The organism is Aurantimonas sp. E1-2-R+4 (genome assembly GCF_036549515.1).
GTDB lineage: Bacteria > Pseudomonadota > Alphaproteobacteria > Rhizobiales > Rhizobiaceae > Aurantimonas > Aurantimonas coralicida_A.
Genome location: NZ_JAZHLK010000030.1, coordinates 23971 through 43840, shown reverse-complemented (window position 1 = coordinate 43840; position 19870 = coordinate 23971). Strand labels below are relative to the sequence as shown.

Here is a 19870-nt window from a genome sequence, read left to right as displayed (position 1 = left end):
TCTAGCAGCGGATGGGCACACCCCGTCGGGTCCTGCGAAAAAGCATTGCCGACAAGGCGTTCATGACGTGGTTGAGCGTGTCGTGCGAGGGCACGCCCCACGCGAAAGGCAGAAAGCGCCTGAGGAAATCCAGCTTCTGGCCGGCCCATTCCTCAATCTCGACGCAGTCCTCCGCTCTCGCCATCCATCGTGCCGCAAAGCACGATCAACACGGTCTCGGCAAGGGATGGATCGCCGTCCACGTCTGACGCGAGTCCTCGAGAGCCGAGAACTGATCCAAAAGCGACTGGCCGGACATGGGAAACCTCACCGATTCGAGGTCTCCTATGAATCACGGTAATCTCCGTGCCGGAATCGCCTCCCTTCAAGCGATTGCCCCGGGTCTGGCCCACGCTTCTGGCCTTTAGCGTAAAAAGACCCTCCCTTTATCCACCTCAGCATTCCGGCAGGTTTACAGCGAGTCCTCCAAGCGACGTCTCCTTGTACTTTTCGCTCATGTCGATCCCGGTCTGCCGCATCGTCGCGATGCAATTGTCGAGGGGCATGAAGTGTTTGCCATCGCCCCGCAGTGCGAGTGACGCCGCCGAGACCGCCTTGATTGCGCCGAGGCCGTTGCGCTCGATACAGGGAACCTGCACCAGTCCCCGAACCGGATCACAGGTCATCCCGAGATGGTGCTCGAGCGCGATCTCCGCAGCATTTTCGATCTGCTCGTTGGTTCCTCCAAGGACCGCGCAAAGCCCTGCAGCCGCCATCGCGGCTGCCGACCCCACCTCCCCCTGACATCCGACTTCGGCGCCCGAGATCGAGGCATTGTGCTTGATCAGGCCGCCGATCGCCGCAGCTGTCAGCAGGAACACCGGAGTGTTCTTGGATTCCGCCCCCACGCAATGGTCGAGATAGTAGCGTAGGACCGCCGGCACGACGCCGGCGGCGCCGTTCGTCGGTGAGGTGACGACGCGTCCGCCAGCGGCGTTTTCCTCGTTGACCGCCATTGCATAGACCGAAAGCCAGTCGTTGACAGCATGGGGCTGCGCCGAGTTTCGGCCGCGCTCCGTCAGGAGTTGCTCGTGAATGCCGCGAGCACGCTGTCGCACCGACACGGCCTCGTGTCTCGATGCGTCCATCTCGCGCTGGGATATGACAGCGACGCCATTCGCGACGATCTCGAGCGGCGCGGCGCAGACCCGGTGATCCCGACAAAGTCGAACCGCAGAGTTCAGCGCCCGGTCGACAAGACCAAATACGCGCTGCGCAACCGCATCGAGCGCTTCTTCAATCGCCTCAAGCAGACCCGCCGCATCGCCACCCGTTACGACAATCTGGCCTCAAGCTTTCTCGGATTCGTTGAGATTGCTACGATCAGACAATGGATCGGGTTTGTCCACACAACCTAGATCCAAGGCCTGTCCAGGCTGTCGGGCAAGTTGTCCAACGCCGGCGAGCAGGTACTTGACCGCCGAGACTGTTATCATCCGACGACCCACTTCGGAGGCTGGCTGCCAATGTTCGACATCAAGGATATCGAGATCGTCAGTTGCATCGTCCGGCATGGTGGCTTCCGGGCCGCAGCCGCGCAGATGAGACTGTCCCAGTCCGCCGTATCAGCGCGGATCGCCGCGCTGGAGGATCGGCTGGGTGTCGAACTGTTCGACCGGCGCAAGCGCCGTGGACGGCTTTCGCCGGCGGGTCGCACCTTCCTCGACCAGACGGCGCGTCTCACCGAAATGCGCGACCGCATCATGGCCACGCTTGGGCATGAGGGCGGTTTCGCCGGCACGATCCGTATCGGTGTGGCGGAAACGGTCGTGCATACATGGCTGCCTGGCATGATGACCCGAATCCGTGATCGTTTTCCAAACCTTAGGATCGAATTGGCTGTCGACACGTCGTCAGTCCTCGCGGCCAAGCTGCTGCAGGACGATCTGGATATCGCCGTCCTGATGGAGGAGTGGGTACCGGCCCAGGCGTCCGGCACATTCATCCACGCCAGCATCATTGACTGGTTCGCGGCCGCGACGACCGACGTCCCCGACCACCCGCTGACATTGAAGGACTTGGCGAGGCATCCGATCGTGACCTTTCCGAAGGGTACCATTCCCTATCGAAATCTGGATGCGATCTTCACCGCCGCCCACCTCGATGCAGCTCCACTGCTGCACGGCTGCGCATCGCTCTCGACCGCGTTGCATCTGGTGCGCGCCGGCTTCGGAATTGGCGTTCTGCCGTCCAGCATGGCCGCCACGGACATTGTCGCTGGTCGGATCAGGCGGCTCGACACCGTCGCAGCCGCGAAACCGAAACCACTCCGCTTTGTTCTGGCGCACCACCCGTCGCTGGACGCCGACGTCAGCGCCGAATTGAAGGTCGCGGCGGAACAAGCCGTCGCGGCGATGGACCATCCATTTGATCTTCCCAGCGGATCAAAATGATCGAAAGTTGATCAATTGACGCATGCAGCGACGGATGGAACACTCCCCTTGCAGAAAAAATAAACAGCTCGGGAGGCTGCCCAGGAAATGACCGGAGAGTTCGAGCGATCCCCTCGCACCTTGCGCGAACGGATTCGGTCCGGTTCTTTCACAGGTCCGACGAGCGGTCAGGCGCCTGGATATTTTCAGGGAAATCTGGCGATCCTTCCGGAAGCCTTGGCCGGGGATTTCCTGCGCTTTTGTGTCCTCAATCCCAAGCCGTGCCCGCTGCTGGCCGTCGGGGAGGCCGGAGATCCCCGCCTGCCGACTCTCGGTGCGGACGTCGATATCCGTACAGACGTGCCGCGCTACCGGATTTTTCGCGACGGCGAGCTGGTCGGCTCCCCAGGTGATTTGACAAAGGAGTGGCGAGACGATCTCGTTACCTTCGTGATCGGTTGCTCCTTCTCCTTCGAGGCAGCTCTGCAACGCGCCGGGATCCGGGTCCCGCATATCGACGCGGATACCAACGTGCCGATGTATGTGACCAACATCGCAACGAAACCCGCCGGCCCCTTCGCCGGCCCGATCGTCGTCTCGATGCGCGCCTTCTCCCCCCAGGATGCGATTCGGGCGATCGTTCTTTCCGACCGTCAGCCGCTGGCGCATGGAGCGCCGCTGCATTTTGGCGATCCAGCCGCGATCGGCATCGCCGACATCATGAATCCGGACTTCGGCGACGCCCCAGTGATCGGGCCAAACGAAGTTTCGGTCTTCTGGGCCTGCGGTGTCACCCCACAAATGGCGATCCGCGCCGCGCGACCGGATATCGCCATCACCCACGATCCTGGCCACATGCTGGTGACCGATCTCCTGGCCGAACGAAGTTCCTGACCAATCACCCGCTTCTTGTCACCTGCCACCAAATGGAGTCACGTAATGAAAGCACTTCTTCGCACTCTCTCGATCTCAACGGCATTGCTGGCGGCAAACGCTGCCGCGAATGCGCAAGACCTGCCGGACACAACGCTTTCCGTGGTCGGTAGCTGGAGTAGCCTGCCGCTCTACAAGGAATTCGAGCAGCCGTTCTGGACCGAAATCCTACCGGGGGACTCGAAGGGTGCCGTCACGGTGAACCTGACCACCTTCGACCAGATGGGCGTTCAGGGTGCCGACGTCTTCCGTTTGCTCAGCGACGGCGTCTTCGACATCGGCATGACGGTCGCCGACTACACGGTGGGAGACGCGCCCGAACTCGAGGGCCTTGACGTTCCGCTGATCGCTACCGACGCAGCAACGGCCCGCGACGTCGCCGAAGCCGCCAAGCCGATGGTCGAAGACATCATGCGCGACCGCTTCAATGCCAAGCTGCTGGCGATCGCCCCCTACCCGCCTCAGGTCGTCTTCTGCAACGCGCCGATCTCCAATTTGGAAGACCTCAAGGGCAAGAAGATCCGCGCCTCCGGCCGGATGACCGCGATCTTGCTGGAAGAACTCGGCGCCGAGGGGATCACCATGGCGTTTTCCGAAGTGCCCGGCGCGCTCGAGCGCGGCGTCGTCGATTGCGCCGTGACCGGTGCCGGCTCCGGCTACAGCGCCGGTTGGTGGGAATCCTCGACGCATCTTCTCACTCTGCCGCTCGGCGGCTGGGACCCTGTCGTCACCGCGATGAATCTCGACAAATGGAACGAGCTGTCACCCGAGATGCAGACGTTCCTTCAAGACGAGATCAAGACCAAGTTCGAGGCCCCGGCCTGGGACCAAGCCGCTGACGCGCTGTCACGCGATGTCGCCTGCCTGACCGGCTCCGGCGACTGCGCAGCGGGCAAGCCCGCTTCCATGACCTTGGTCGAGCCGACTGACTCGGATCGCGAAGTCGCCCGGAAAGTGCTGACCGAGAAGGTACTTCCAGACTGGGCCGAACGGGCCGGCGGGGACTGGGCCAAGCGCTGGAACGAGTCGGTCGGCAAAGCCGTCGGTGTCACCATCGCCGCGCAATAAGACGAAAAAGGGCGGCGGTCATGACAGGAACCCAAGCAAGACGTGGCGGCCCGGTCCGGGTCGCCGCCGCGCTGGCCACGATCAACCGCGTAATCGCGGTTCTCGCCGGCATGGCTCTCCTGGCAACTGTCGCCCTCATCCTCCTCGAGATCGTTCTTCGGCAAACGTCGATTGGCAGCCTCGGCGGTGCCGACGAGATCTCGGGCTACGTGATGGCCGGTGTCGCCACCTGGGGCTTCAGCTTTGCGCTGACCGAGCGCGCGCATGTGCGCATCGATATTCTGCAGTTGCGTCTGTCGACCGCTGGGCGGGCACTGTTCGACCTTCTGGCGTTGGCCAGCCTGAGCGGCATCGCCTGCCTCGTCGCCTTCTATTCCTGGGACGTCCTGGGCAAGACGCTAGCCCGCGGCTCACACGCCAACACACCGCTGGGTACACCTTTGTGGATTCCGCAATCGATCTGGTTTGCGGGTTGGGTCTGGCTCGCACTCGTCTCCGCGGTCCTGCTCGTCTGCATCGTCGTGTCGGCGTTGGGGCGAGACTGGCAAGCCGTGCGGGACGTAGCGGGCGACGGCGGCGAAGCCGGGGAAATACCATGATCGGATCAGTCAGCGTCGGACTTCTCGGGCTGCTCGCCCTTTCCCTACCGGTCGGCGTCGTCCTGTTTCTGCTCGGTATTGGGATCGATGTCTTCTATTCGCCCTTCCCCTTGATCCGGGGCCTCGGCCAGATCGTCTATTCGTCGTCCGACAGCTTCCTCCTCATCGCCATTCCGTTCTTCGTTCTGCTGGGAGAAATCCTGGTGCGCGCCGGCATCGCGGAGCGGACCTATGCCGCGCTCGATTCCTGGTTTTCCTGGCTGCCGGGCGGCTTGGTCCACGCCAATATCGCGACTGCCACGCTGTTTTCGGCGACGTCCGGATCATCCGTCGCCACCGCAGCCACGGTCGCCACGGTCGCGATGCCCCAGGCCGACCGGCTCGGCTACGATCCAAAACTGTTCGCCGGAGCAATTGCCGCCGGCGGCACTCTTGGAATCCTCATTCCACCGTCGATCAACCTGATCGTCTACGGGTTTCTCACCGAAACGTCGGTGCCGCGACTGTTCCTCGCCGGTCTTCTGCCGGGGCTGTTGCTGGCGCTCGGCTTCATGGCGGTGACCGCGGTGATCTGCAAGATCAAACCCGCGCTCGGCGGTCCCTCGCGCAGCTTCTCGTGGCGCGAGCGGTTCTCCGGACTGCGCCACCTTCTGCCGATCGCAATCCTGTTCGGCGTCGTTGTCGGATCGATCTATCGCGGTTGGGCGACCCCGACGGAAGCAGCCGCCATCGGGGTTGCAATGGCCTTCGCCATTGCCGCCTCCCATCGGGCACTGACCTTTTCGATGATCCGCGAGGCGTTGCTGGGCACCGTGCGCACCACCGCGATGATCATGTTCGTCATCGTCGGCGCCTACTTCCTCAACTACACGCTGGCCTCCGCCGGGCTCGGCCGCCAGCTCACGGAACTCCTCAACAATCTCGGCCTCGGGGCATACGGCACCCTGTTCGTGATCGTCCTTCTCTACATCGTGCTCGGTTTCTTCATCGAAACGCTGTCGCTGATGATCGCGACCATCCCGATCGTCGTGCCGATCGTCGCCGACCTCGGCTTCGACAAGATCTGGTTCGGCGTGTTGATGATCGTGCTGATCGAGATGGCGCTGATAACGCCGCCGGTCGGACTCAATCTCTATGTCGTCCAGGCGGCCCGATCCAAGGGCTCGCTGAGCGAAGTGATGCTCGGCGTCACACCCTACGCGCTGACCATGCTGGCGATGGTCTTCGCGCTCATCCTGTTCCCGGGCCTTGCGCTCTTTCTCGCCAACGGCCTCTGATTTCCAACCGTCACAACAGGCAGGTACGATCTTGACCACGACATTGACGTTCGAAGTGCTCCGTGACAGCCCATTGTCTGTCAACATTGACAACGCCGTGATTGCCGGCTGGACCGGGCGTGACCAGGCCGCCGTCGACCACCACATCGCCGAACTGAAAGCGATCGGAGTCGCGCCGCCGTCTGCCGTCCCACTGTTCTACCGGATCGGCTCGGCTCTCCTTACGAACGACGCCGCGATCCAGGTCGTCGGCGCGACATCGTCGGGCGAGGTCGAGCCGCTGTTGCTGGACGATGGCAAGGCGCTGTTCCTTGGGCTCGGTTCGGATCACACGGACCGCGAATTGGAAGCCCACTCCGTCGCGCTGTCCAAGCAGGTCTGCGCCAAGCCAGTGGCGAAGCGGCTTTGGCGCTACGAAGAAGTGTGCGGACATCTGGACGAGATCGCGCTGCGCTCGTGGATCCGCGACGAACCGGGCACAGAGTGGACACCGTATCAGGATGGCGGCGTGGCGAAGATCCGGCCGCTGGCGGGACTGATCGAGACATCTCCCTTCGCGGCGGGCCCCGATCGCCTGCAGCCGGGAACGGCAATGATGTGCGGCACGCTGGGGGTTCTGTCGGGGGGCGTCCGACCTGCCCGCTACTTCCGGATGCAGCTGCACGACCCGGTGCTTGGCCGTACGATCGAACATGAGTACGAAAGCCTGGTTCTGCCAGCGGTGGAGTGAGCCAAGCTGAAAGAACCAGCTTTCGCCTTGAAGTGCGCCTCCGGCCGTTTGACCTTTCGCGCCGTGAATCGGGCGGTGCAGGTCGTCAACAGAGTTCACCGATCAATGCGTCGACCACACGGTGCGGGATGCCGCCGACCGCGGCTTCTATCCCATATGCATCTCGGATGCCTGCGCCACCCATTCCAAGGAGCGACACGTCAACGCGCTTGCCGCTTTCACAGGCTATTGTCAGACGTTGACCACCCAAGAGATGATCGGGCTCGCGACCCGCTCTTCATCCGCCCGGGAGTGAGACAGGCGCGAATGTGTTCAGCATTCCCAGAGCCGCGCGGCAGAGTTGAATGCCAGCCTTATCGCATCACTGAAGCGGCTGATTAGTTCGGCTCCCCTGCCGCCTTGGGCCGCGGATTCTCCCGAAGCCCCACCGTCGGGTTGGCCGCCGTGCTGCTCGCCGCGTCGTTGACGGTCTCGACCGCCTCGTCTTGCCGCCGGGCTGCCGTCGCAGGCGTCTCCACCGCCGGTTTCCGCCAATATTCCGGCCAAGGCGCCAGGCGATGGCGATTCCATTCAGCCGGTGGGTCCGCGATAGCGCGATCGACGATCGGTCGACCGGACAGAGCGTCGCGCCGTATCGCCAGCGAGCCGGTCCGCCGGAGGGTCCGAAGTGTGACCAGGATGGCGCCCGAGCGGCAGGCGGACAGGCGGATCGCACGGGCGACGATCGCGACGTCACCGCTATCGCAGGCGACGCCGGTCTTCTCGTAATCGTCCGTCCAGACAACCTTCAACCCATCGCGGGTCTCGAAGCGGCAAAGCGCTTCGTCACAGTCGACCGAAATGCGCCGGCGTGGTTCCCGGTCGGCCGACGGTCTCCCACGCGCCTCGAACGCTCGCTCCCATTGCGCGGCGATGAAATCGTTCGGGCGTTCGCGCAGAAAGGCGAGTTGCCCGTCCTCAGCAACCAGCGCCACCTCCTTGCCATCCTCGAATATGAGCAGCTCAGGCGGCGCGACGCGATCCGGTGCCGCCGCCAGTCCGGCGAGGGCCAGCGGAATTGCCACATAGCGTAGGCGGCTCGCGAAGCACGATGCCGCCAGGATGGCCGCCGTCAGGAGAACGAGACCCGTGGCCGTGGTCAGGCCGATCGCCTGATCCGGCAAGCGCTCATAGACGAACCGCGCGATCTGAAGGACGAGGCCGATGCCGTACCCCATCGCCTGGAACGCCCAGGCATCGAGACCGAAGGGCATCGCCAGCGAGCCGATCAACGCCAGCGGCATGATCCAGAGGGTGAACAGCGGCATGGTCAAAACGTTGGCGACGAGGCCGAACGTCGCCAGGCGGTGGAAATGGTAGGCCGCATAGGGCGCGGTGGCCGTTCCGGCGATGAGCGAGGTCATCGCGATTGCCGCAAACGCCAACAGGATGCGATGCCCCCAACCACGGCTTCCGGGCGGTACCGGCGATCGCGCCCGGCGCCGCGAAAGAGCCGCATATCCGCCGATCAGCGCGACCGTCGCGGCAAAGCTCATCTGGAAGCTGGCAGTCATCACCGCGTGCGGCGTCAGCGCAATCACCACGATGGCCGCGATCGACACGTTACGAAGTGTCAGGGCCGGGCGATCGAGCAGGACCGCCGTCAGCATGATGGCAAGCATGATGAAGGCCCGCTGCGTCGCGATATTAGCGCCGGACAGAGCGAGATAGAAGGCGGCGACGACAAGCGCGGCGACGGCGGCGATCTTCTTGATGGGAAACCGCAAGGCAATCGCCGGCACCAGTGCGAACACCGAGCGGACCAGAAGCATGGCGAATCCGGCGACGATCGCCATGTGCAGACCGGAAATCGACAGTACGTGGGCGAGCCCGGTTCCGCGCAGCCACTCCTCCGCCTCGTCCGGAATGCCGGTCCGTTCGCCCGTGACGAGCGCGGCGGCAATGCCGCCGTCGGCTCCGCCGATGATCTGGCTGATGCGTTCGGTCATGGCCAGACGCGTCGCCGTCTGGCGTTGTCGAAGCCACGCACCGAGACCTTTTCGCGCCGCGCTGCCGAAGATGTCGGATGCGGGCGGTTCCGGTGCTCCCAAGGAGTAACCGTAGGCGCCGATGCCGTTGAAGAACGGCGCAAAGGCGAAATCATGGGAGCCCGGAAAAGCCGGACCCGACGGCGGCCGAAGTCGGGCGAGACCGCGGAAGTCGCCGCCCGGTGGAATCGGGGCGTGGCGGCTGCCAACGACGATCCGCACCCGTTCCGGCGGGCGCGAAAGGACCGGTCGGTCGGTCGAGGCGATATCGATCACGTATCGATATCGGCCGTTGTCGGTGCGCTCACGCGATACCACGGTGCCGGCGATCCGCACCGTCGCCTCGCCCGAGAACAACGTCGTGTCCGTGCGTTCGATCTCGGTCATCGCCAAGACGGCGCCGGCAAGGACGAAGCCGGCGCATACCTGCGATGGGCGAAGCACCGGCCGCTCCGGAACGAGGAAGGCCAGCGCCAGCAACACGGTGGAAGCGATGGCGGCGACCGCCAGGCCAGGGCGCCATCCGATGCCGTAAACGACCGCCACCCCGACCATCAGGCCGATCGCAATCAGATGGAAGCCGGAGCGGTGGCGGGTCTCGGCCTCCAATTGGGCGGTCAGCCAGCCGGCGGTGATCGCTCCCCATTCGGGGCGCGGCGGCGGCCGGAACCCGCGCCAGGCTCTAGAGCCGTCGGCTCGGGCACGCTGTCCCTTTTGCTCGTTCGCGCTGTCGTTGCGATCGGCGGCTGTGTCCATCGGCTCCGGGTCCCGTCGCCTTGTCTCTCCTCTCGCCTATGCTACACAGCCGGCACGCGAAAGCGATCGTCCACGATCGCGCAATTTGCCCTGACTTTTCGATCGGAGACTCCATGACGGATACCGTCGTGACCCGCTTTGCCCCCTCACCGACCGGCTTCCTGCATATCGGTGGCGCGAGGACGGCGCTGTTCAACTGGCTCTATGCCCGCGCAACCGGCGGCAAGATGCTGCTGCGGATCGAGGACACCGACCGCGAGCGCTCGACCGAGCCAGCGGTTCAGGCGATCATCGAGGGTCTCGCCTGGATGGGTCTGTCGGCGGACGAGCCCCCGGTCTCCCAGTTCGCGCGCGCGCAGCGCCATCGTGAGGTGGTCGAGGAATTGCTGGCCAAGGGCGCGGCCTATCGCTGTTACGCCAGCCAGGCCGAGCTCACGGAGATGCGCGAGAAGGCCCGGGCCGAGAAGCGTCCGCCGCGCTATGATGGGCGCTGGCGCGACCGTGACCCTTCCGAGGCGCCCGCCGACGTCAAGCCGGTGATCCGGCTGCGCGCTCCGCTGGAGGGCGAAACGGTGGTCCATGATCGCGTCCAGGGAGACGTGCGGTTTCCCAACAAGGATCTCGACGATTTCGTGCTGCTGCGCTCGGACGGAAACCCGACCTACATGCTGGCCGTCGTCGTCGACGATTACGACATGGGCGTTACTCACGTCATTCGCGGCGACGATCACCTGACCAATGCCGGGCGCCAGACGCTGATCTACAAAGCCATGGGCTGGGATGTGCCGGTGATGGCGCATATCCCGCTCATCCACGGGCCGGACGGGGCCAAGCTGTCGAAGCGGCATGGCGCGCTCGGCATCGAGGCCTACCGGGCCATGGGCTATCTGCCGGTGGCGCTCAGAAACTATCTGGTGCGGCTCGGCTGGAGCCATGGCGACGACGAGATCATCTCGACCGAGGACATGATCGCCTGGTTCGGCATCGACGACATCAACAAAGGGGCGGCGCGCTTCGATTTCGCCAAGCTGGAGGCGATCAATGGCCACTGGATCCGCCAGAGCGACGATGCCGTCTTGGTCGAGACGCTGATGGGCGAGCGCGATGTCTTGCCGAATGGAGCGATTCTCAAGGCGCGGACGGACGATGAGGTGCGCGCCAAACTGACCGCCGCGATGCCGGGCCTGAAGGGCCGGGCCAAGACGTTGGTCGAACTGGCCGAGAGCACGAGCTATCTGTACGCGGATCGCCCGCTCGATCTGGAGGAGAAGGCCGAGGCGATTCTCGCCGATGGCGGTCGTCCCATCATCGCGGCGTTGCTGCCGCAATTTGCGGCGGTATCGATCTGGTCGGCCGGCGAGCTTGAAACGCTTGTCCGCGCTTATGCCGAGGCAAACGGCTTGAAACTCGGGAAAGCCGCGCAGCCGCTGCGTGCCGCGCTGACGGGACGCACGACCTCGCCGGGCGTCTTCGATGTTCTGGAGGTGCTCGGCCGGGAGGAGTCGCTCGCGCGGCTGGGCGATCAGGCTGGCTGAGCCAGTCCTCATCGTCCGGACTTCGCAACGCAATATGGATTTGGCGCCGGAACTTGTCGCTCCGGTGGCTTTGGAGTAGGCAATCATCTGAGTAAAACGTGTGCGCTGCGATAGGTCTCAACCGCCGTGGCAACCATTGAAGGGAAAACGCATGGCAGAACAGTCGGCGAAGCTCACATTGGGCACAAAGGAGGCGGGGCTGGACCTGCACAGTGGCACTATCGGCCCGGGCGTCGTGGATATCACGACGCTCTACAAGCAGACCGGTCTGTTCACCTACGATCCGGGTTTTTCGTCGACGGCGTCCTGTGAATCCAAGATCACCTACATCGATGGCGACGAGGGCGTGCTGCTGCATCGCGGCTACCCGATCGACCAGCTCGCCGAGAGGGGCGATTTTCTGGAGACCTGCTATCTTCTGCTGTATGGCGAACTGCCGACGGCGCGTGAGAAGGAGGATTTCGAATACCGCGTGACGCGGCATACGATGGTCCACGAGCAGATGAGCCGCTTTTACACCGGCTTTCGCCGCGACGCTCATCCGATGGCCGTCATGGTCGGCTCGGTCGGCGCCATGTCGGCTTTCTACCACGACTCCACGGATATCGCCGATCCGCACCAGCGGATGGTGGCGAGCCTGCGAATGATCGCCAAGATGCCCACGATCGCGGCGATGGCCTACAAATACCATATCGGCCAGCCGTTCGTTTATCCGCGCAACGACCTCGCCTACGCCGAAAACTTCCTGCACATGTGCTTCGCGGTTCCCTGCGAGACGTATCAGATCAATCCTGTGCTCGCGAAGGCGATGGACCGGATTTTCATCCTCCATGCGGACCATGAGCAGAACGCATCGACCTCGACCGTGCGGCTCGCCGGTTCGTCGGGCGCCAATCCCTTCGCCTGCATCGCGGCCGGCGTGGCGTGCCTTTGGGGGCCTGCCCATGGCGGTGCCAACGAGGCGGCGCTGAACATGCTGATGGAGATCGGCACCAAGGACCGCATCCCCGAGTTCATCGCCCGCGCCAAGGACAAGGACGATCCGTTCCGCCTGATGGGCTTCGGTCACCGGGTCTACAAGAACTACGATCCGCGCGCCAAGATCATGCAGAAGACCTGTCACGAGGTTCTCGACGAACTCGGCATCAAGGACGACCCGCTGCTCGAGGTCGCGATGGAACTCGAGCGGATCGCGCTCACCGACGAGTATTTCATCGAGAAGAAGCTCTATCCGAATGTCGACTTCTATTCCGGCATCACGCTGAAGGCGCTCGGCTTCCCGACGACGATGTTCACGGTGCTTTTCGCCGTGGCCCGGACCGTCGGCTGGATCGCCCAGTGGAAAGAGATGATCGAGGATCCGCATCAGCGCATCGGCCGTCCGCGGCAGCTCTACACCGGCGCCACGATGCGCGACTATGTGGCGGTCGACCAGCGCAGCTGATACCGGCATTCCCATCGCAAACGATAACGGGCGCCTCGGCGCCCGTTTCTATTCCGGCTTGGTCGGACGGCCTTGCCGCAGGAGATCAAGCACGATGTCGGCAGCGGCCTCCCCAGGCGGGCGATCGATGGCCATCGCGTCGCGTATCTCGGCGAAGCCGGCGAGTTGCGCCCGCCGTTCAGGCGTATCGGTCAACAGGCGCTGAAGACGGCGCGCCAGCATCTCCGGGCGCACGAATTCGTGGAAGTGCTCGGGAACCAGCGGATGACCCGCGATGAAATTCGGCAGCGCGGCGGTCCAGGCTGAAATCAGATGGCGGAACCGATAACCGATCGGGTCGAGGCGGTAGGCCAAAGCCATCGGGACATCCGCCAGCGCCAATTCCAGCGAAACGGTCCCGGATGCTGCGATCGCGGCATCGGCCTTGGCGAAGGCCGCCCATTTTTCCGCCTCGCCAGTTACGATCACCGGTTTGTTTCCCCAATTGGCGATCTTTGCCTCGATGATTGGCCGGTGGCGCTCCAGCGTCGGGATGATTGCGGTCAGTCCCGGCATCCTCGTGAGCAATTGCTGGAAGGTCGCGCCGAAATCGTCGATCAACCGGTTGATCTCGCCCCGGCGCGAGCCGGGAAGGATCAGAAGCGTCGGCGGGCTGCTCGGTGCCCGATCGGCGGCAGGCCGGTTCACTTCCTCGATCATTTGTCGCAGCGCGGGCGTCGTCATCAACGGATGACCGACATAGCTCGCGGGCGGCCCACCCAGCCGGCGCAGCGTCTCGGGTTCGAACGGCAAGGCACAGATCGCGTGGTCGACATAGGGGCGCATGGCGGCGGCCCGCCCTTCCCGCCAAGCCCACACCGTCGGTGGGATATAATTGACGATCGGCATTTGCGGCAGCCGCGCCCTCACCCGCCTGGCGACGCGATGTGAAAAGGTCGGGCTGTCGATGATCACCAATGCATCCGGCTTGGCGTCGACGATGAAATCCGCCGTCTGCGATACCCGGCGCAGCAGCTGCGGCAGTCGCGCGACGATCGCCCCGATGCCGATGATCGACAGCTCATGGATGTCGAACAGGCTCGTCAGCCCCTCCGCCTGCATCGCCTCGCCGCCGAGACCGACGACGTGCAACTCGCCGTCCGTCTGGCTGCGGAGCGCGCGAATCAGATCAGCGCCGATCCGGTCTCCCGAGGGTTCTCCGACGACGAATCCGATGGTCGTCAATTGCGCTCTCCCGATGGGATGATCTCCGGCACGGCCTCGTCCGCCAGGCCGACCAGCGCGATGTCATGACGATCGGCCGCCGCGATCACGTCGTCGAGGCCCAGAATCAGGCTGCGCCCGGCGGTAACCCCGATGGCGGAAATTCCGGCCGTGGCAGCCTCCTCGATCGTCGCCACACCGATGCTGGGTAGATCGAAACGCTGATCCTGCTGCGGCTTGACGCTCTTGACCAGAGCACAGAGCTCGCGCTTTCCGATTTTACCGCCGGCTTTCAACTCCGCCACCCGCGCCAACATCGCCCGGGTTCCCTCGATTCCCTCCAGGGCAATCACCCGATTGTCCGACGCGACAACCGCCTGGCCGATGTCCAGTTTCCCAAGCTGACGGGCAGCCTGCACGGCGAGCGAAAGGGCCGCAACCTCTTCGCTTCGTGGCGCCCTATGGCCCAGCGGACCCGACGGCGCCAACAGGCGTGGCGCGATTTCCTGAACGGCCAGAATTTCAAAGCCTTCGCGCTCGAGATAGCGGGTGAGAGTCCGCAACAGCCTGTCGTCGCCGCCGCGCACGATCCGCAGCGCCGCGGGAAGCCGCAGCAAGGTCCGGACGCTTGGCAGCAGCGAGCGAAAATCCGGTCGCTTGGACACGGTTCCGCAATAGACCAGACGACGAACGCCGCTCGTTGTCATACAGGCGATCGCGTCGCCCGTGCGGCCCCATGCAAATGCACCGCCGTCAAATCCGCTCCAGTCGTCGCCGATGCCGTCACCGATCCGCACGACGACTGGCCGCCAGCCCGCGGCGCGAGCAGCCTCGGCGACGATCCGGGGCAGCGAGCCGCCGCCTGCGACGATCCCCAGAGCCTCGCCGGGGTGATCCGGGCTCACGGCCTATGCCGACTGCGTGTTACGGGGGAAACAAAGGGCCCGGTCGCCGCCGGCGCGGATAAAACCAAGCAAATCCTGCACGAGCGGATCGTCCGGAAACTCGGCCTGTACCTCGTCCATGTTCTCCTTGAACGTCAGATCGAAGGAAAACAGCATGCGATAGGCCCGCCGCACATTGCGGATCGCCTCCCGATTGAAGCCAGCGCGCTTCATGCCGATGACATTGAGGCTGGACAGATAGGCGCGATTGCCCAGCACCATTCCGAACGGAATGACGTCACCCTCGACCGCCGCTAGGCCGCCGACATAGGCATGATGGCCGATTCTGGTGAACTGGTGAATTCCCGAGCCGCCGGCGATCGTGGCGAATTCGCCGATCGTGCAATGGCCCGCCAGCATCACATTGTTGATCAAGGTGACATTGCGGCCGAGCACGCAGTCGTGCGCCACATGCGCACCGGTGAAGAAGGCGCAATCGTCGCCGATCGTCGTTTCCGAGCGCCCCTGCACCGTCCCGGCGTTCATCGTCACATGCTCGCGCACGAGACAATTGCGACCGATCACCAGACGGGTGTCTTCGCCCCGGTACTTCAGATGTTGAGGGGCATGGCCGAGCGAGGCGAACGGCCAGATCTGCGCCCCCTCGCCGATGGCCGTATTGCCCCAAAGGACCACATGCGAGCGCAGACGGCTGTTCGCGCCGAGCCTGACCTGTGGGCCGATGTGGCAAAATGGTCCGATCTCACAGCCATCGCCGATCTCGGCGCCGTCTTCGATGACGGCAGTCGGATGAATCATCGTGGAACTCATGATTCAGGACGCGTCGCGCGGCACCAGCATCGCGCTGACCCTCGCCTCCGCGACCTTGGCGCCATCCACCTTGGCGATGCAGTCGAACTTCCAGATGTTGGCCCGCTTCTTCGTCTGGGTAACGTGATATTCGAGCCGATCGCCAGGAACCACGGGTTTGCGGAACTTGGCGTTGTCGATGGTCATGAAATAGACGAGCCGCGGTGTGCCGGTGCCGGCTGCGCGGGTACAAATCGCGCCCGCGGTCTGCGCCATGCCTTCGATGATGAGGACGCCGGGCATCACCGGCATCGACGGGAAATGCCCGAGAAAATGCGGCTCGTTCGCGGTCACGTTCTTGATGCCGACGGCCCGCATGTCACCCTCGATATCGATGATGCGGTCCACCATCAGAAAGGGGTAGCGGTGCGGCAGGAGTTCAAGGATTTGCTGGATGTCGGCGCTGCCTAGCACCGTCGACTCGTCACTCATCGTTTTTCCTTGGCGAACGCCGTTTCTTGGCAAGTTCGGATAGAAGCGTCATTTCGCGAAACCATTCGCGGACGGGTTTGGCCGGCGTCCCGCCCCAGCGGGCGCCCGCAGGGACGTCGCCGGCAACCGACGATACCGCCGCGATCTGGGCGCCATCACCGATCGTCAAATGGCCGTTGATCGCGGTTTGACCACCAATCATGACGCCATCTCCGATCGTCGTGCTGCCGGATATTGCGACCTGCGCGACAATCGCACAATGACGCCCGATCGTGACGTTGTGGCCGATTTGGACCTGATTGTCGATTTTCGTCCCCTCGCCGATGACCGTGTCACGGATCGCTCCACGATCGACCGCGGTATTGGCTCCGATCTCGACGTCATCCTGGATAATCACTCGGCCGATCTGGACCGATTTCCGCAAGCCCGCCGGTCCAGCCGCGTAGCCAAACCCATCCTGGCCGACACGAACGCCCGGGTGGAGTATCACCCGATTACCCAGCAAAGCGTGAGTCACACAGACGCCGGGACCGATCCGACTGGAGCGGCCGATCCGGCAGCCGGCACCGATAATCGCTCCCGCTCCCACCAGCGTATCGCGCCCAATGGCAACGTGCGGTCCAATCACCGCGAAGGCCTCGACCGTCACGCCATCCTCGATCCGCGCAGTCGGATGGATATCCGCGCGCGGCGAAAGTCCACTTTGGCCGCTGGCTGCCGTCGGCGCGACGGCGAGCGGAAACAGAGCCTGCCCCGCCGCAGCGAAGGCGCTCTGGACATCCTTGGCGATCAGCGCGCCAACCTGAGGAGGAATCAGCCGGAGATTTTTTTGGTCGACGACCACGCAAGCAGCGGCGGTTGTCGCCAGGTCATCCGCATAGCGCACGTTGTCGAAGAAGGAGAGGTCGTCGGAGCCGGCCTCGGTCAGCGGAGCAATGCCACTGACGGTGCGCTCGGGATCCACGCCGTTGGCCAGCGTGGCCCCTGCCATCTCGGCAAGCTCGCCCAAAGCGAGGCCATTGCCACGCGGAAAGAAAATTGAATCAGGCATCGACAACGGCATTGAGGTCGACATCGCCGACCTCAATTCCCTTCCGATTAAAAGCGGGACGAGAACCCGAAGGAGAACTCCTGCAGTTCGTCGAAGTCTTCCTTGACGAACGGATGGGCATAGTTGACCCGAAGCGGGCCAAACGGCGACGCCCAGATCAGTCCAACACCCGCGGAGGCCCTCAGCGCCGCGTCTGTTCCAATGACGCCCGGAGCGCCCTCGAACTCAGACCCCCAGAGCGATCCCGCGTCCGCAAAGACCGCGCCACGGAACCCGTAGTCGCGAGAAATCAACGGTAATGGGAAGGTCGCTTCGGCGGACGCGTTCGCGTAGTTCGTGCCGCCGATCGACACGCCGTTCTGGCGGGGGCCGATGCCCTTGTAGTCGAAGCCGCGGACGACGTCCTGACCCTTGAAGAAGTTGTCGAAGACCCGCAGGTCGTCACCGCCGAGGGTGGAGACGTTTCCGCCCGCCGAGCTCAACTGGCCGATGACGTCGTACTCTTCGTTGAGAAGCTTGAAATAGGTCGCCTTGCCGGTAGTCTTGATGAAATTCGCATCGCCGCCGATGCCTGCGAATTCCTGCCCGCCCTGGATGAAGAAACCCTCACGCGGGTCGCCGGCATTATCGAGGGTGTTGTAGGTCAGCGAATAGGAAATCGACGACGTGAGATAGGGGCTGTCGCAGATCGCCTGATTGATGATCGGCGACTTGGTGTAGTTCGGGGCCGTGGATGGCGTCGTCGTGCCGAAGTTGAACTGATTGCCGACCGGATTGGGAACGGCGCAGGTGCTGCGCGTGGTGACATATCCGGCCGTGCCCGGAGAGACGCCGGCCGCGTCAGGGATCGAGAAGCCGTTGTTGTCGCCGAATTCTTCCTGCTTCAAGTTGTAGGCGATCTGCGCCGTCAGGTTCTCGGTGATCGGTGCCGCCAGGCGCACGTCGCCGCCGGTCCGAACCGAATCATAGTCACCCGAGGTGCTCTCACTACGATAGACATCGAATCCCGCCGCCAGGCGTCGACCCAGGAAATACGGCTCGGTGAAGGACAGGCTGTAGTTCCGCGTGTCCTTTCCGAACCCGGCGGATACCTTGATGAACTGGCCGCGACCGAGGAAGTTTCGCTCGGTGACGCCGACTTCCGCAACCGGCCCCGCATTCTCGCCGCCGGTCGTGTAGCCACCGCCGAGCGAGAGCTCGCCCGTGGCCTTTTCCACCACATCGACGATGACGATCACCCGATCCGGCTCCGCGCCGGGGGCCGTCGAGATCGAAACCTTCTCGAAGAACTTCAAATCCTCCAGCCGCTGCTTGGCGCGCTGAATCAGGACCTGGTTGAAGGCATCGCCTTCGGAAACGTCGAACTCGCGCCGGATCACGTAGTCGCGGGTCTTGGTGTTACCGCGAATTTCGAGCCGCTCAACATAGGCGCGCGGACCTTGGTCAATCACGTAATTGATCGCGATGGTTCGATTGGTGAAATCACGGTCGCCGCGCGGTGTGACCTGGGCGAAGGCAAAGCCGGCGTTGGCCATGCTGTTCGTCAGATTGACCAGCGACTCCTCGACATCCTTGGCGCTGTAGACCTCGCCCGGACGGGTTTCCAGTTCGCTGTAGAGCGCCTCGGAATCGATTCCCGGGATGGTGCTGTCGATCGCCACATTGCCGAAGGTGTAACGCTCCCCTTCGTCCACGGTGATCGTGATGAAGTAGGAATTCTGGGTTTCGTCGAGCTCGGCCACCGACGAGATGACACGGAAGTCGGCGTAGCCCCGATTGAAATAGAAGCGCCGCAGCGTCTCCTCGTCGGTGCGCAGACGATCCTCATCATAAATGTCGTCGCGCTGGATGAAGCTGAGCAGCCCGGATTCGCGCAGGGCGATGGTCTGCTTCAAGCGGCTGTCGCTGAAGGCGTTGTTGCCGACGATGCTGATCGAGGCGATCTTCGTGCGGTCGCCTTCCTGGATATTATAGATAACGTTGACGCGGTTCTCGCCGACCTGCTGCGTGGTGACGCTGACCACCGCATCGCTGCGACCGATGCTAGTGTAAGCCCCGCTGATCGCCTCGACGTCCGCCTGCGCCGTGGCGGACGAATAGGCTCCGCGCGGCTGGGTCTGAACCGCAGCCATAAGCTGCTCGTCCTTAATCTTGGAATTGCCCTGGAAAAGAACCTGATTGACGATCTGATTCTCGTCGACCTGGACGACGAGCGTGCCACCCGATTGGCTGACGCGAACGTCGGAGAACAATCCTGTCGCAAAGAGGCGACGAAGGACCTCGTCCTGTTCGGCCTCGCTGACGTTCTGGCCGGGCCGGATCTGCGTGAAGCTGCGAACCGTGTCCGCCTCGACCCGACTGTTCCCCCTCACCTCGATGCGGTTGACCACAGCCGCCTCGACGGCCGTGGTGACGGCAAGCTGAGCACCCAAGGTCGTCGCGGCGAGAACGGTCGAGGACAGGACGACCGCCGAAGCGGCGCGTAAGATTTTCGTTCCAGCCATCATGGGTTCAACCACCTTCTTGTCATTGTGTCGAAGCGCCAAGGGAACAGCACGCGTCAACGCCTTGTACCGGCTTTCGGAATTCATTCAAGCAACCTGGACCGAGTCCATTGAGGAATTGGAAACCCGTTGCAACGCAGCCACGG

The 19870-nt window shown here is 63.6% G+C and carries 17 protein-coding genes and 2 pseudogenes; 10 read left to right on the top strand and 9 right to left on the bottom strand.

Annotated features, from left to right (window positions below):
- Nucleotides 1-37: 37 nt before the first annotated feature.
- Nucleotides 38-298: pseudogene (locus VQ045_RS22030) on the bottom strand (transposase family protein); the annotation flags it as partial.
- Between the two features lie 136 nt (nt 299-434).
- Nucleotides 435-1103 (bottom strand): annotated as a pseudogene (locus VQ045_RS14300) (L-serine ammonia-lyase); the annotation flags it as partial.
- Between VQ045_RS14300 and VQ045_RS14295 the strand changes: the two are divergent.
- The 8 genes from VQ045_RS14295 to VQ045_RS14260 all read left to right on the top strand — a co-directional run bounded on the left by VQ045_RS14295 (nt 1026) and on the right by VQ045_RS14260 (nt 7313).
- Nucleotides 1026-1397: a transposase gene (locus tag VQ045_RS14295; protein WP_331830569.1), complete on the top strand. Its 372-nt coding sequence runs from the start codon at nt 1026-1028 to the stop codon at nt 1395-1397. The pseudogene VQ045_RS14300 and the gene VQ045_RS14295 overlap by 78 nt on opposite strands.
- Before the next feature lie 108 nt (nt 1398-1505).
- Nucleotides 1506-2432, top strand: coding sequence for a LysR family transcriptional regulator (locus tag VQ045_RS14290; RefSeq protein WP_327622069.1), 927 nt, complete (start codon nt 1506-1508; stop codon nt 2430-2432).
- Nucleotides 2433-2519: 87 nt separating this feature from the next.
- A complete protein-coding gene (locus VQ045_RS14285) occupies nt 2520-3305 on the top strand; it encodes a putative hydro-lyase (protein WP_331830568.1) in 786 nt (261 codons plus the stop codon).
- A 45-nt stretch (nt 3306-3350) separates the two neighbouring features.
- The gene (locus VQ045_RS14280) at nt 3351-4412 is read left to right on the top strand and encodes a TRAP transporter substrate-binding protein (protein WP_327622067.1); all 1062 of its coding nucleotides are present in this window, start codon (nt 3351-3353) and stop codon (nt 4410-4412) included.
- Nucleotides 4413-4432: 20 nt separating this feature from the next.
- The gene (locus VQ045_RS14275; RefSeq protein ID WP_331830567.1) at nt 4433-5011 is read left to right on the top strand and encodes a TRAP transporter small permease subunit; all 579 of its coding nucleotides are present in this window, start codon (nt 4433-4435) and stop codon (nt 5009-5011) included.
- Nucleotides 5008-6288: a TRAP transporter large permease gene (locus VQ045_RS14270; RefSeq protein ID WP_327622065.1), complete on the top strand. Its 1281-nt coding sequence runs from the start codon at nt 5008-5010 to the stop codon at nt 6286-6288. Before VQ045_RS14275 ends, VQ045_RS14270 begins: the two co-directional genes overlap by 4 nt.
- Before the next feature lie 73 nt (nt 6289-6361).
- Entirely contained in the window at nt 6362-7018 is a 657-nt protein-coding gene (locus tag VQ045_RS14265; RefSeq protein WP_327649931.1) for a DUF2848 domain-containing protein, read from the top strand.
- A gap of 67 nt (nt 7019-7085) precedes the next feature.
- Nucleotides 7086-7313 carry a cysteine hydrolase family protein gene (locus VQ045_RS14260; RefSeq protein WP_442879874.1) on the top strand — a complete coding sequence of 76 codons (228 nt, stop codon included), beginning with the start codon at nt 7086-7088 and terminating at the stop codon, nt 7311-7313.
- An 82-nt stretch (nt 7314-7395) separates the two neighbouring features.
- On the opposite strand, the gene VQ045_RS14255 is transcribed toward VQ045_RS14260, so the two are convergent.
- Nucleotides 7396-9801 (bottom strand): ComEC/Rec2 family competence protein, encoded by a 2406-nt coding sequence (locus tag VQ045_RS14255; protein WP_331830565.1) that lies wholly within the window; start codon nt 9799-9801, stop codon nt 7396-7398.
- A gap of 113 nt (nt 9802-9914) precedes the next feature.
- Here VQ045_RS14255 and gltX point away from each other — a divergent pair, with 113 nt between their 5' ends.
- A complete protein-coding gene (gene gltX, locus VQ045_RS14250) occupies nt 9915-11336 on the top strand; it encodes a glutamate--tRNA ligase (RefSeq protein ID WP_331830564.1) in 1422 nt (473 codons plus the stop codon).
- A gap of 151 nt (nt 11337-11487) precedes the next feature.
- Nucleotides 11488-12780 carry a citrate synthase gene (gene gltA, locus VQ045_RS14245; protein WP_331830563.1) on the top strand — a complete coding sequence of 431 codons (1293 nt, stop codon included), beginning with the start codon at nt 11488-11490 and terminating at the stop codon, nt 12778-12780.
- A gap of 48 nt (nt 12781-12828) precedes the next feature.
- Here the strand turns inward: gltA and lpxB are convergent, their stop codons facing one another.
- The 6 genes from lpxB to bamA are packed head-to-tail and all read right to left on the bottom strand — an operon-like array spanning nt 12829 to nt 19727.
- Nucleotides 12829-14004: a lipid-A-disaccharide synthase gene (gene lpxB / locus VQ045_RS14240; protein ID WP_331830562.1), complete on the bottom strand. Its 1176-nt coding sequence runs from the start codon at nt 14002-14004 to the stop codon at nt 12829-12831.
- Nucleotides 14001-14888: an LpxI family protein gene (locus tag VQ045_RS14235; RefSeq protein ID WP_327625587.1), complete on the bottom strand. Its 888-nt coding sequence runs from the start codon at nt 14886-14888 to the stop codon at nt 14001-14003. The genes lpxB and VQ045_RS14235 overlap by 4 nt, the downstream gene beginning before the upstream one ends.
- A 3-nt stretch (nt 14889-14891) precedes the next feature.
- Nucleotides 14892-15698, bottom strand: coding sequence for an acyl-ACP--UDP-N-acetylglucosamine O-acyltransferase (gene lpxA / locus VQ045_RS14230; RefSeq protein WP_327625588.1), 807 nt, complete (start codon nt 15696-15698; stop codon nt 14892-14894).
- Between the two features lie 3 nt (nt 15699-15701).
- On the bottom strand, nt 15702-16169 hold the full coding sequence (gene fabZ, locus VQ045_RS14225) for a 3-hydroxyacyl-ACP dehydratase FabZ (RefSeq protein WP_331830560.1): 468 nt from the start codon (nt 16167-16169) through the stop codon (nt 15702-15704).
- The gene (gene lpxD / locus VQ045_RS14220; protein ID WP_331830559.1) at nt 16162-17220 is read right to left on the bottom strand and encodes a UDP-3-O-(3-hydroxymyristoyl)glucosamine N-acyltransferase; all 1059 of its coding nucleotides are present in this window, start codon (nt 17218-17220) and stop codon (nt 16162-16164) included. Before lpxD ends, fabZ begins: the two co-directional genes overlap by 8 nt.
- Before the next feature lie 47 nt (nt 17221-17267).
- Complete coding sequence (bamA, locus tag VQ045_RS14215; protein WP_331830558.1) at nt 17268-19727, bottom strand: outer membrane protein assembly factor BamA; 2460 nt, start codon at nt 19725-19727, stop codon at nt 17268-17270.
- Between the last annotated feature and the right edge of the window lie 143 nt (nt 19728-19870).

Bases quoted from the DNA above. Each gene is read 5' to 3' on its own strand.
- gltX (WP_331830564.1), top strand. From the start codon at position 9,915: ATGACGGATACCGTCGTGACCCGCTTTGCCCCCTCACCGACCGGCTTC.
- VQ045_RS14280 (WP_327622067.1), top strand. From the start codon at position 3,351: ATGAAAGCACTTCTTCGCACTCTCTCGATCTCAACGGCATTGCTGGCG.
- bamA (WP_331830558.1), bottom strand. From the start codon at position 19,727: ATGATGGCTGGAACGAAAATCTTACGCGCCGCTTCGGCGGTCGTCCTG.
- VQ045_RS14295 (WP_331830569.1), top strand. From the start codon at position 1,026: ATGGGGCTGCGCCGAGTTTCGGCCGCGCTCCGTCAGGAGTTGCTCGTG.
- lpxA (WP_327625588.1), bottom strand. From the start codon at position 15,698: ATGAGTTCCACGATGATTCATCCGACTGCCGTCATCGAAGACGGCGCC.
- VQ045_RS14290 (WP_327622069.1), top strand. From the start codon at position 1,506: ATGTTCGACATCAAGGATATCGAGATCGTCAGTTGCATCGTCCGGCAT.
- VQ045_RS14255 (WP_331830565.1), bottom strand. From the start codon at position 9,801: ATGGACACAGCCGCCGATCGCAACGACAGCGCGAACGAGCAAAAGGGA.
- lpxD (WP_331830559.1), bottom strand. From the start codon at position 17,220: ATGCCTGATTCAATTTTCTTTCCGCGTGGCAATGGCCTCGCTTTGGGC.
- VQ045_RS14275 (WP_331830567.1), top strand. From the start codon at position 4,433: ATGACAGGAACCCAAGCAAGACGTGGCGGCCCGGTCCGGGTCGCCGCC.
- VQ045_RS14285 (WP_331830568.1), top strand. From the start codon at position 2,520: ATGACCGGAGAGTTCGAGCGATCCCCTCGCACCTTGCGCGAACGGATT.
- fabZ (WP_331830560.1), bottom strand. From the start codon at position 16,169: ATGAGTGACGAGTCGACGGTGCTAGGCAGCGCCGACATCCAGCAAATC.
- gltA (WP_331830563.1), top strand. From the start codon at position 11,488: ATGGCAGAACAGTCGGCGAAGCTCACATTGGGCACAAAGGAGGCGGGG.
- VQ045_RS14270 (WP_327622065.1), top strand. From the start codon at position 5,008: ATGATCGGATCAGTCAGCGTCGGACTTCTCGGGCTGCTCGCCCTTTCC.